Source organism: Zwartia panacis (genome assembly GCF_030410395.1).
GTDB lineage: Bacteria > Pseudomonadota > Gammaproteobacteria > Burkholderiales > Burkholderiaceae_B > Zwartia > Zwartia panacis.
This window is the reverse complement of the sequence record NZ_JAUHHF010000014.1, coordinates 74901-87109: the sequence shown is the minus strand read 5'-3', so window position 1 is coordinate 87109 and position 12209 is coordinate 74901. Positions and strand designations below refer to the sequence as shown.

11 protein-coding genes are annotated in these 12209 nt (G+C 49.4%); 5 read left to right on the top strand and 6 right to left on the bottom strand.

Going from position 1 to position 12209, the window contains the following annotated elements:
* Nucleotides 1-551 precede the first annotated feature (551 nt).
* The 3 genes from rng to QWY30_RS14730 all read left to right on the top strand — a co-directional run bounded on the left by rng (nucleotide 552) and on the right by QWY30_RS14730 (nucleotide 4206).
* The gene (gene rng, locus QWY30_RS14740) at nucleotides 552-2015 is read left to right on the top strand and encodes a ribonuclease G (protein WP_290242287.1); all 1464 of its coding nucleotides are present in this window, start codon (nucleotides 552-554) and stop codon (nucleotides 2013-2015) included.
* A 152-nt stretch (nucleotides 2016-2167) separates the two neighbouring features.
* Nucleotides 2168-3163, top strand: a complete 996-nt coding sequence (locus QWY30_RS14735) for a Bug family tripartite tricarboxylate transporter substrate binding protein (RefSeq protein ID WP_290242285.1) — start codon at nucleotides 2168-2170, stop codon at nucleotides 3161-3163.
* A gap of 2 nt (nucleotides 3164-3165) precedes the next feature.
* Nucleotides 3166-4206 (top strand): hypothetical protein, encoded by a 1041-nt coding sequence (locus QWY30_RS14730; RefSeq protein WP_290242283.1) that lies wholly within the window; start codon nucleotides 3166-3168, stop codon nucleotides 4204-4206.
* A gap of 11 nt (nucleotides 4207-4217) precedes the next feature.
* Here QWY30_RS14730 and QWY30_RS14725 read toward each other — a convergent pair whose 3' ends face one another.
* From QWY30_RS14725 to msbA, 4 genes are read right to left on the bottom strand one after another with little or no spacing between them, the layout of a single operon-like run.
* Nucleotides 4218-5597 carry an amidase gene (locus QWY30_RS14725; RefSeq protein ID WP_290242281.1) on the bottom strand — a complete coding sequence of 460 codons (1380 nt, stop codon included), beginning with the start codon at nucleotides 5595-5597 and terminating at the stop codon, nucleotides 4218-4220.
* Nucleotides 5594-5833 (bottom strand): hypothetical protein, encoded by a 240-nt coding sequence (locus QWY30_RS14720; protein ID WP_290242279.1) that lies wholly within the window; start codon nucleotides 5831-5833, stop codon nucleotides 5594-5596. Before QWY30_RS14720 ends, QWY30_RS14725 begins: the two co-directional genes overlap by 4 nt.
* 43 nt (nucleotides 5834-5876) lie before the next feature.
* Nucleotides 5877-6728: a nitroreductase family protein gene (locus QWY30_RS14715; RefSeq protein WP_290242277.1), complete on the bottom strand. Its 852-nt coding sequence runs from the start codon at nucleotides 6726-6728 to the stop codon at nucleotides 5877-5879.
* Between the two features lie 12 nt (nucleotides 6729-6740).
* On the bottom strand, nucleotides 6741-8516 hold the full coding sequence (gene msbA, locus QWY30_RS14710) for a lipid A export permease/ATP-binding protein MsbA (RefSeq protein WP_290242275.1): 1776 nt from the start codon (nucleotides 8514-8516) through the stop codon (nucleotides 6741-6743).
* Between the two features lie 287 nt (nucleotides 8517-8803).
* Between msbA and QWY30_RS14705 the strand changes: the two genes are divergently transcribed.
* Nucleotides 8804-9589, top strand: coding sequence for a glycosyltransferase family 9 protein (locus tag QWY30_RS14705; RefSeq protein ID WP_290242273.1), 786 nt, complete (start codon nucleotides 8804-8806; stop codon nucleotides 9587-9589).
* Nucleotides 9590-9604: 15 nt separating this feature from the next.
* Nucleotides 9605-10372, top strand: coding sequence for a YdcF family protein (locus tag QWY30_RS14700; protein ID WP_290242271.1), 768 nt, complete (start codon nucleotides 9605-9607; stop codon nucleotides 10370-10372).
* On the opposite strand, the gene QWY30_RS14695 is transcribed toward QWY30_RS14700, so the two are convergent.
* Nucleotides 10348-11502 carry a glycosyltransferase family 4 protein gene (locus QWY30_RS14695; RefSeq protein WP_290242269.1) on the bottom strand — a complete coding sequence of 385 codons (1155 nt, stop codon included), beginning with the start codon at nucleotides 11500-11502 and terminating at the stop codon, nucleotides 10348-10350. The genes QWY30_RS14700 and QWY30_RS14695 overlap by 25 nt on opposite strands.
* On the bottom strand, nucleotides 11495-12199 hold the full coding sequence (locus QWY30_RS14690) for a polysaccharide deacetylase family protein (protein ID WP_290242298.1): 705 nt from the start codon (nucleotides 12197-12199) through the stop codon (nucleotides 11495-11497). The genes QWY30_RS14695 and QWY30_RS14690 overlap by 8 nt, the downstream gene beginning before the upstream one ends.
* Between the last annotated feature and the right edge of the window lie 10 nt (nucleotides 12200-12209).

Genomic DNA, 12209 nt, shown 5'->3' with positions numbered 1-12209 from the left:
CATGACCTGAGTAAACCCAGGCCGGTGATACGTCGCTGCTCAAAGGAAGTGAGGTTATTTACATCAAGCTTTTACACTTAACATTCATTTCCAAACTTCTTTGTGAGCACTTGATTTCGTTTGCAATTACTGAACCTGTTACAGCCCAGCAACCTGCGACACTCATTCCAAGCGCCCACACTTATCGGTTGTCAAATTTTTAAAGAACAAGGTACTGCGAATTCTGTATTGCCTTTCTCAGCAACTTGCGTTTGGTTATGTGCCAGAAGCAGAGAAACGAGATTATGAAGGAGTTTTTTATCCGTGTCAAATTAGTTTTGTTTGATTTCAAATTATTTCAATCAGAAACTAACTAACTCAATACTAAAGATTTCAACCATTCAACCTGATTTAGAACATCCACTAAAACATCTGTTAGGTCGTGAACAAAGTTTTCCTGTCGGCAACCTTGAATCGCGAAGTACTCATAAAGATGATTCTTATAAAGATGTTTAAAACCAAGCCAGCTACTATAGCACAACTACTTAATGCACGATTTGAATTGAGCCGATATGAACGAAGATATTCTGATTAACGTGACACCCTTTGAAACCCGCGTGGCTTTGGTTGCGCGAGGAGCGGTCCAGGAACTTCATATGGAGCGCAGTACGCAGCGGGGAAAGGTGGGCAACATCTATTTGGGCAAGGTTGTCAGAGTGCTTCCGGGCATGCAGAGCGCATTTGTGGAAATTGGCCTTGAAAGAGCCGCATTTATTCACATCGCCGATCTACGGGAAAATCGAACCGAGCGTGCAATGGCTACGACACCGACCCCCATTGAAAAGTTGTTATTTGAGGGGCAAAGTCTAATGGTGCAGGTCATTAAAGACCCTCTGGGTACAAAAGGCGCGCGTTTATCGACCCAAATTAGTATTGCCGGAAGAATGCTAGTGTATTTGCCGCACGAACCTCTTATCGGCATTTCACAAAAAATAGGATCAGAGGCCGATCGGCAAGCCCTGCGCGAACGAGTACAAGCCTTGGTTCCACCTGAAGAAAAGGGAGGCTTTATTGTCAGGACGCAAGCAGAAGGCGCAACGGATCAAGAGCTCGAGGCGGACTTAGCCTACTTGAAGAAACTCTGGACAAGTGTGCAGCAAGGCGCGCGCACCCTCCCCGCCACGAGCCTGCTGCACCAGGACTTGACGCTGGCTCAACGGGTCCTGCGGGACATGGTGACACCCGAAACGCATCAGATACTGGTCGACTCACGCAGTGTGACCACAGAACTCAAGGCATGGGCGGACATTTACACGCCCTCCGTGTCAGACCGTATCAAACATTACAGCGGTGAGCGCACGCTGTTTGACACAGCGAATATCGAGGAAGAAATCGTACGGGCGCTTTCGAGACGCGTTGATCTTAAATCCGGTGGCTACCTGATGATTGATCAAACCGAGGCGCTCACCACAGTGGATGTCAACACTGGGGGATTTGTCGGGGGACGTAATTTTGATGACACGATTTTCAAAACCAACCTGGAGGCCGCTCAAGCCATCGCGCGTCAGCTACGACTGAGGAATCTGGGTGGCATCATCATCTTGGATTTTATCGACATGGACGACATCGCCCATCGCGAAGCGGTCCTGGCGGAGTTGAACAAAGCGCTTTCCTTTGATCGCACACGCATGACGGTGAATGGCTTTACACAGCTCGGTCTGGTTGAGATGACACGCAAACGCACACGCGACTCTCTTGCCCATCAATTATGCGAGCCCTGCCCGACCTGTCAGAGCCGAGGAAATGTTCGAACAAACAAAAGCATTTGTTATGACATATTGAGAGAAATTTTGCGAGAAGCGAAACAATTCAATCCGCGTGAATTCAGAATACTCGCATCACAGGGAGTGATTGATCTGTTTCTGGAAGAAGAAAGCCAGCATCTCGCCATGCTGGGCGATTTTATTGGAAAGAAGATCTCCCTTGAGGTGGCCACAGACTACACACAAGAGCAATATGACATTGTTCTGACGTAAAAGTCGGTGACTTATCGTCACTTGTCAATACAGGATCATATGGATGCAGGGAGGCATCCGAATCGATGACATGAGCGCTACACTCGACTGATGTTGTCAAGAGCATTTTTAAAAATGCCACACGACATCACATTTACCCACAGGAGACATATATGGCAGAGGCATCAAAAAAACGGCTGACTGGAGCATTCAAACTTGCGGCAGTGGCAATCTCGGGCGCCCTAAGTTTTACGGCTGCGCAGGCTCAATCAAACTACCCCAACAAACCCATTAAATTTGTTGTTCCCTACTCTGCAGGCACCACCACGGATGTGATTGCGCGCGTGTATGCGGACAAGCTAGGTAAGGTACTTGGTCAAAACGTCATTGTGGACAACAAAGCCGGCGCAGGAGGCAATATTTCGGCCGAATCAGTGGCGCGCTCGGCACCTGATGGTTACACACTAACCTTTTCCACCAGTGCAACCCACGCAACGAACCCAGCGCTTTATAAAAACGTGAGTTTTGATCCGATCAAGGACTTTACGCATATTGCGATGATGGTTTCCGCACCCAATATGCTGGCTATCAATCCGAAGATTCCAGTCAACAACATGGCCGAGCTGATCGCTTACGCGAAAAAGAATCCTGGCAAGCTGACTTACATTTCGGCCGGCTCAGGTACCTCACCGCATATGGCTGGTGAATTGCTCAAGACCATGGCGGGCATCGATATTCAACACGTCCCATACAAAAACATCAATCAGGGCTTCACAGACTTGTTCGCCGGCACGGTTTCGATGACGTTCTATCACGTTCCAGTGATCTATCCTCACGTCAAGGAAGGACGCCTCAAAGCACTTGGTGTCGCCACGAGCGAGCGCAGTCCGATCGCTCCCGAAGTCCCACCGATCTCTGATACTGTCAAAGGCTACGACTTGCGACCATGGTGGGGGCTTGCGGGCCCAGCTGGCATGCCTAAGGATGTCGTCGACAAGCTTTATGCCGCCACAACCCAAGTGCTGGCAGACCCAGAAGTGCAAGAAAGGTTTAAAAACCTTGGCCTGATCATCACTCCAATGACGCCTCAGCAATTTAACGATTTCACTGTGACCGAATTGGCCAAGTGGAGCAAAATCGTCAAAGACTCGGGCGCAACCGCTAACTAGTCATGAAACAACAAGAAACAGTTCTTCTACCCACCACTGTGGTGGGTAGCTATCCCCAGCCTGATTGGCTCGTCGACCGCGAACAACTCTCGAAAGGCGTTCCTCGAACGCGTCAGCATGAAATTTGGCGTATTCCAGCCGAGCGACTCGAACAGGCGCAAGACGACGCCACCATTCTTGCGATACGTGACATGGAACGCGCGGGGATCGACATCATTACGGATGGAGAAATCCGCAGAGAAAGCTATTCAAATCGTTTCGCCATGGAACTCGAAGGCGTCGATGGGGACACACCAGCGATCATCACCTCGAAAGCAGGACTCAAAACACCCGTTCCGCGTGTAGTCAGCAAAATAATACGTACACATCCTGTCGAGATTCGCGATCTGCAATTTTTAAAAGCAAACACCGACCGCCTGGCCAAAATCACCCTGCCCGGCCCTTTCACCATGGGTCAACAGGCAAAGAACGAGTTCTATCGTGACGATGAAGAAATGGTAATGGATTTTGCTGCCGCCGTTAATGCCGAAGCGCTGGACTTGCAAGCGGCGGGAGCGGATTTTATTCAGCTCGACGAACCATGGTTGCGTCATGATCCCGAGGCGGCAAAGCGTTACGCAGTCAAAGCCATCAATCGTGCGCTCGAGGGTATTACTGTGCCCACGATCGTTCATTTGTGTTTCGGCTACGCCGCCGTTGTCAAAGGTCAGAAACCCACGGGTTATTCGTTTCTGCCTGGATTAAGCGACACGATTGCAAAACAAATCTCGATTGAAGCGGCGCAACCCCGACTCGATCTCGGCGTCTTGTCGGATCTCGCTGGCAAAAAAATCATGCTTGGTGTCCTGGATCTGGGCACACATGATATTGAAACTTCCGAACAAGTCGCGCAACGCATCCGCGCCGGACTCAAGTACGTTGCAGCAGAAAACATGATTCCAGCGCCTGACTGCGGCATGAAATATCTACCCAGACATGTGGCCTTCGGCAAGCTCCGTGCACTCGCCGAAGGTGCGGCACTGGTCAGAAAAGAATTGTCCTGATTTGAAAGGAATCAGGACAGCTCCGGATGCATCTTGTGCCAGGGGGTGGCTTGTTCATAAGCCGCTCCCACCCGCAACACGGTGACCTCGTCGTAGTTTTTGCCAATCAGCTGCAGCGAAATTGGCAAGCCTTTTCCAGACAAGCCACTCATCATGGCGAGTGCCGGATGGCCTGTTAAGTTGAAAGGCACACGTGCCTGCCGCGTATAGGTACGCACGACCTCTGAGACATCGTCAATGCGGCATGCCGGATCAAGAGAGTTGGCCGCGAGCAAAATATCCACTTCGCCAAATGCATGATTAACGGCGTCGCTCAGTATTCCGCGCAATTGCATCGCATGAACATAATCACCCGCACTCAGAAAAGCACCGCACAAAAGTTTGCGCCGGGACATTTCCGCGTAGTCTTCAGGCCTATTGCGCAGATTCCTTGCATGAATCGCCCAACCTTCTGACATCAGAATAATTTTCTGCGCAGAACTGAACTCTTGAAGTGACGGTAAATGGATATCTTTGACCTCTGCGCCCAGCTCGCGAAAAACTTTGCAGGCTTCGTTGAGCGCCTGGGTAACTTCTGGATCAGCCTGCTCGTCCTTTTCATGAAAATGTCGAACAAAACCGATTCGAAGACCTTTCACGCCCAAGCCAAGGTCTTTCGCATATGAAGTCGGTCTGCGAGAGGCAGGCGCAGCAGAAGTTTTCACCATCGCATCCAGCAATAAGGCGACGTCTTGAACCGTGCGTGCCATGGGTCCGACATGATCAAGGGACATGGACAAGGGATAAACGCCACGGCGAGAGACCAAATCATAGGTTGGTTTGAGACCCGCCAAACCGCATGCCGCTGCAGGGTGACGAACCGAGCCCCCAGTATCCGTACCCAGCGCGAGAGGCAGGAACCTGGCAGCCAGGGCGGTACCAGAGCCGGAGGACGAACCACCGGGATGGTGCGCAATGTTCCAGGGATTTCTTGCGGGCGGAAAAGGCAGATCAAAAGAGGGCCCGCCAATTGCGAACTCGTGGAGAGCCAACTTACCGAACAAGATTGCGCCTGAAGCACGCAACGCTGTAATGACCGAAGCGTCCTCAGCCGCCACGTGATCGAGCATCACTTTTGAATGACAGCTTGTGCGTTGCCCCGCGATATCGATGATGTCTTTGATGCCAACAGGAACGCCATGCAAGGGTCCGAGACTACGACCGGCCCGGATCTCTCGATGGGCATCGCGCGCGGCTTGGAGGACCTCCTCGCGATCAAGCTGAATAAAAGCCCGATATTGTGGTTCTAAGGCATCGATTCGGGCAAGCAACCCTTCGATGACCTCGACAGGAGAAAGCGTCCCCGACGCGTAACCATGGCTTATTTCAGAGGCAGTCATCCAGTGCATCATAGTTTCACCTGCATTACGGGCCAGACCTCAGTGGTGTTGTCTGCTGGTGACGTGAAAGAAGCACGAATCTTCAGAGCAGTCCGTGCAGCTGTAGCGACATCATCGGGAAAATGTGTCATGGCCCGCTCGAGCCCTGCGAGCCTGGCAAGCGTTTCAATATCCACGCTCTCGCTACTTGAGCCACTTGAGCCACTTGAGCCACTGCCTGAACCTGTCATGTTTTTCTGTGTATTCACCTGATATCCCCCTTATTAAAGAATCATTTTTTATTTTTTTACTTTACTTCAAACTGAATTTTTTACTTCTGATAAATGCACCAAAATCCGCTCGCTCCGGCACAGAGTAGTGACGAGCTTTATCCTCAGACCAGCCATTAAAATCCGCATCCGGATATATATTTGCATGGCGCTGACGACGGAGCGGGAAAAGTGCATGTCGACGCACATCATAGGCATCAATGTGCTCTCTGAGATTGGACTCATCGTATTGATTGAGATGCGTTGTCACCGCCAGGGGAAGCCGTGGCGTCATCCGACCAGCCTCCAGGGGATAGCCAACACACAGCCCGGCAACTGGAAACACAGCTTCAGGCAAACCAAGCAGATCGCTGGTTTGTTCAGGGTGATTACGAACTGCGCTGATTGGAACAGTCACCAAGCCAACCGCCTCGGCCGCACGGATAAATTGCGAGAGAACGATGCCGGCATCGACAGCGGCGTTCATGAAATGATCAAGGTGATCGTTGGCAAAAGGTTTGCCACGCCATTGTCCGATCTGTCTGATTCTGCGGTTGTTACCACAAAACATCAAAAATACGGGTGCGTCATTGATCCAAGGCATATCAGGAATCAAATCTGCGATGGCTTTGACACGGAGTGGATCAGCAACATGAATAATGTCGGCTTGCTGCAAATCAGACTTCGACGGAGCCGAAAGCGCACAGGCAAACAACAGATCGAGTAATTCTTGTGAAACAGGCTCTGGTGCCCACTTACGGTGAGAACTATGCGTCAGCATTCGCAGCAGCTCATCTGCGCCCGATAAAGCATCCGGAACCTTGACCGGTGCGCCAAATCTCCTAAGCGCCGCATCGGCGAGTTGTTCAGACAACGAGATGGGGCGTTGGGCCATGACTGACAACTCCTAATCTTCGCGAAATTGCATCTGATAGAGCGCGGAATAAGCGCCTCCGCGCGCAATCAACTCACTGTGGGAACCTTGCTCGACCACCTTGCCATGATCCATGACCACAATCTTGTCGGCGTTTTGAACAGTTGAAAGTCGATGGGCAATGACCAGTGTTGTTCGCCCCTTCATCAACGTCTCAAGCGAAGCTTGGACCTGTCGCTCGGACTCGTTATCTAGTGCGGAGGTCGCTTCGTCAAGAATCAGGATCGGCGCATTTTTGATCAACGCCCGCGCAATCGCAAGTCGCTGCCGTTGGCCTCCGGACAGACGGGTTGCATTTTCTCCCACGGGAGTTTGTAACCCTAGCGGCAGAGCTTTGACAAAATCGAGCAGGTTCGCAGCGGCCAACGCGTTCATGATTTCATCCTCGGAGGCGTCATGCAAAGCGCCGTACCCTACGTTGACGGCAATGGTGTCGTCAAAAAGAACCACATCCTGACTCACCAGGGAGAGCTGTTCGCGCAACGCCCGCAAATCCAGAGAGGCAATGTTGCGACCATCGATCAATACCTCGCCTGAGGAGGGAGAAACAAATCGTGGCAACATATTCACCAAGGTCGTCTTGCCACTGCCCGAGCGCCCCACCAAAGCGACTGTTTGACCAGGCTCCACGGAAATGGTGACATCCGACAATGTGTCAGTCTGCGCGTCCGCAAAGCGATGGGAAACATGACGAAACTCAACGCGACCCAGCGCACGCCCTTCAAAACGCCCCGTTCCGGTCTCTGGTTCGGAAGGCTGATCGACCAATGTAAAAACACTTTCAGCTGCGACCAGCATTTTTTGCATCTTGCCGGCCACCTTGGTTAAGCGCTTGATTGGATCAAAAATTTGGGCAAGTGCAGCCATAAATGCCGCAAAACTTCCGACGGTTAGTGTGCCTGTATTAGCCTGGTTCAGTGCAACAGCAATCACGGCAGCCACAGCAATTGCTGTAATGACCTGAGTAATTGGAGTCATCGCAGCGTCTGAAGTCGCCGCACGCATGTCAAATCTTCTCAATCGACCGCTGACATATGAAAAACGATTCCGTTCGAAGGCATAACCATCAAATAACTTGACGACTCGCTGCCCATCGATCCCCTCACTGACTGCACGCGTCAGTTCAGCATTCATATTGACGGTATCTTGATTGATTCGTCTCATTCTCGCGATAAAAGAACGGGAAATTAAGACTGAAATCGGCATTGTTACCAAAATGATCAGCGTAAGCTCCCAGGACATGTAAAGAAGCACGCCAATCATCGCCAAGACAATCAAGGACTCGCGGACAATAACAGTGATAACTTCAGTGGCGTAACTTGTGACATTGCCCGCATCTACAGTAAATCTATTAAGTAGCCTGCCTGTATCGCCTTTTTTAAACTCACTGTCGGGCATAGTGAGTAACTTTTCAAACATATCGCGTCGGACGCCAAGCAATACGTTATTAGCCACCCACGCTAACAAATAATCGCTAAAAAAATTACAAAGTCCGCGTAAAAAAATCAAACCAATGATGACAATAGGAACCTGCCAAACATACTCGGGCTTTGCACCAGAAAAACCCTCATCAAGCAGGGGCTTCATGGCTACTGCAAGAGTCGGTTGAGTTGCTGCAGCACCCGCCATGCATAGAACAGCAACGGCGAGCCCTTTCCAGTAAGTTCCAACGCGACTGTAAATTCGTTTCCACAGGTTGGTTTTAAGCGACTGAGAAGACGCAGACGCTGATCTGGCATTTGAAGTCAAAATGTGGCTCTAAAATCTGATGATTCATCAATTTTACCCGCCTGAACCATTCTTAGTCATTAGAATGTGTCGAGATTTCTACCTAATTAAACTTAACAATGGCCGCACTACCCTCAATGCAACAATCAAACACCATACTTATACGCCTTCCAAACTGGATTGGTGACACATGCATGTGCCTACCTGCTCTGGATTTATTAAGTCAATCCGGAGTGCCCTTTGTAGTGTGCGCTCGTGGTTGGGCCAAGCCACTCTTGGCAGGGTTGCGTACGGAGGGATTTATAGAAATGACAGACTCACTCAACGCTAATGTTCAAGCGCTACGCCACTGGCGACAAAAGCATCCTTACCACCAGCGTGCCTTACTCATGCCTGACTCTTTTTCCAGTGCACTCACCTTTAGGCTCGCTGGTTTTAAAAGTGTTGGTTGGCGTGATGATGGCCGCTCGTTGCTATTGAAATGGCCGCAAACTAAACCTACTGAAAAAATTCATGCCGTCGAGGCATGGTTCGAACTCACTAAACGTGCACTCCATTGCTGGGGACGGGATACATCAAAAGCTAATCTCAAAGAATCACTTCATTTACCAATTACCAATGAACACAAGCAATCAGCAGCTGCAGCACTGCGGGAGGCAAATTTAAAAATTGGTGAGTTTGTTTTGATTGCCCCGACAGCGAGCGGAAAGCACCATGGTCAAAATAAAGTATGGCCGCATTTTGACGCTCTTGCTCGAATTTTGCAAAACAATCGTGTCAACGTTGCAATGTGCCCTCCCCTGGATGAGCAGGCGCAGGCAAACCGAACTGCCCCGACAGTAGACATCATTCGACCCTTGGATTTAGGCGCTTTTTGTGCCCTGACTAACATGGCTAAACTAGTCATTTGCAATGATTCAGGTGTAGCGCACTTATGCGCTGCAGCTGAAGCAAAACAACTCACTCTATTTGGCGTAACTGACATTGCACGAACGCGCCCCTGGACTCATAAGAGTTGTAACATGGGAAGTTTTGGGCAGTGGCCAACTGCCGGCGAAGTTGTTACACGCGTTCAACAATTATTGGTACTCTAAAGCGGGATAAAATCGTTGCTTGCCTCGATACCTTTCTCAAATCTACTGCTTTATCCACCAGGCCTCAGTCTGATTTTATTGGCCTTAGCCATTTTGCTTAGCGTATTTAAAAAGCACACCTTTTCCATTGCACTTTCGATCCTAGCGATCACTTGGGTGCTGATTTGGTCATTGCCTGCTACCTCTCTTTTTTTAGGCGGCCTGCTTGAATCACGATATCCGTACAAAGATCCAAAAGACTTACCTCGTGCAGATGTGATTGTTGTTTTCGGTGGAAATACCCAGGCTAATCGAGCAAACTGGTTTGAACCTTACAACCGTGCGACCGCCATCGACCGGATTGATCGTGCTGAGGCACTTTATCGATCAGGAAAAGCACCAAGGATTTTATTGTCAGGCGGGGCTAGAGAAGGGAAAGTGAGTGAGGCACAAATCATTGCTAGGATACTTAGACAGAGAGGAATTCCTGACTCTGCACTCTTACTAGAAAACGACAGCAGGAACACCTCAGAAAATGCCAGATTTACTGACATTACCATGCGCAGTCAAAAACTCAGAAGCGCTTTACTCGTCACTTCAGCATTGCATATGCCAAGAGCGTTAGCAACTCTGGAAAAGCGCGGCATTCATGTCACCGCTGCTGGTGGCGCCCCTCAAATTGTACTTCCCTCATCAAACGCACCTAATATATGGTTGCCGCACCTTCGTAGCCTTGATGCGAGCAGAACCATTATTAAAGAGTATCTGGGTCTATTCGGTTACTGGGTAAGGGGTTGGTTGTGATGTGTTTTTTTCAGCGATAAGACCTTCATGTATAGCGTCTCATATTGCTGCGCAACAGAATCCCAGGAAAAAAATTGAACTAGAGTTTCACTTTCTCTGACCAGCTTTGCCCTTAACTCGAGGTTCTCTCCCAGTGAAAAAATAGCGTTAACCATTTCCTCTGCGTCCCTTGGGTTGTTCAAGACCCAAGCATCATGCATGTGTCTAACGTAGCCTGCAAAGCCACAGTAGCTCTCTGCACTCAGAACAACGGGCAATCCATGCGCCATCGCTTCTAAAGGTGCCATACCAAAACTGTCCAACAGTGTTGGATGCACGCAGATATCTGCACTTTGATAATAAGACGATACGCTCGGTGTAGCATCGATCAACTTCACACGCGTCTTTATTTCAGGGTGATAACGAAAAAGATATTGCCTAGCTTCACGATCGGCCCCCAATACAAGAAGTTTGTAGTGCTCGGGAAGTTTTTCCAGAGCTTGCAGTGAAACCGCAAAACCTTTCAAAAGGGGATTACGTGCGACCATGATGCAAACGATATCAGTATCTCGTAAATCCAACTGCTGGCGCATACTGGAACGTAAGAGAGGATCTGTTGCTTGCGCAAGAGCACCTGGTGGAATCAATTCAATCGAATCTACAGAAGGATAGGCAGTGTGAAGCTGTTTGCATACAGTCGGTGATACTGCCACTACCTGTCTCCCGGGAACAAAGCGCAGAGAGGATAACTCTAACCACAAGTAAGCAATATTGCGAGGCTGGAAGCAACTCAAATAACCCTGCCATCTAGATTTCATAAAAAAACGACGATACTTCACCGGAACAACATGAAAAACATGAACATCTCCGGATGAACCCAAGGCATGTGTATGTACCAAGTCATAGCCTGAGGCGGATAGTTTCTTAGTCTGATATGCAAAATAAAGCGCACGTATCCAACTTGGGATCCATTTGATTATTTTGACGTGAACTTCTTTCACCGGCAAATCGTGATCAAATTCACAACCTATTACGGTGACATCATGTCGTCTAGACAATATCTCAAAAAGATTGACGGCATAGGCTTCTGCCCCGCCAAACTTGCGGCCGAAACGTTCTGAGATGAGTGCAATGCGTAACCGCTCAGCCACGCCTTCGATCCTCATAGCGGGTGAAGCACTTCTGAAAAAAACGTAAAATGGGTGTAGATCTCCAGACTCCCACACGGGGCAGTAGAAAGGGGGAATCGTCTGAATTTGCTAACCCACGCTGAGTCGTCGTGGCATTTTGATATCCTGCCTCGAAAACGATATCTGCATGCTGAGTAGTGAGTTGGCCATACGGATAACAAAATGCAGTCACCTCTTCTTGAAGCGCATCAGACAACACACGACGAGAATGGGAAATTTGGTATCGCGCTTCTTCAAAAGACAACTCTGGCAAATGAACGTGATCAAGCGTGTGAGAACCAACTTCCTGCCCGGCTTGAATCCACGCCCTTGCTTCACTTTGGGACATTAGAGGAGAAAAAGGGACATTGTTTTGCGAGTCCCAGAAATTTCCTCCGCCAAACTGATTAGCGACAAGATAGTTTGTAGAGGTAAAACCAAGCTCAGTTAGCACAGGCAGTGCATGCTGATAAACGTTACGGTAACCATCATCAAACGTAATTCCAAATACCTTTCCGGATCGCTCCCCCTTTAAATATGGCATCAGGTCACGCATACTTAGACCGCGATAACCGAACCGATGCATCCAGTACATTTGACGCTTGAAATTTCGAGGATGAACCGTCAAGCTGCGAAAAGATGTTCCTCTTGGTGCAGGCAAATCAATTTGGTGATACATGAGAATAGGA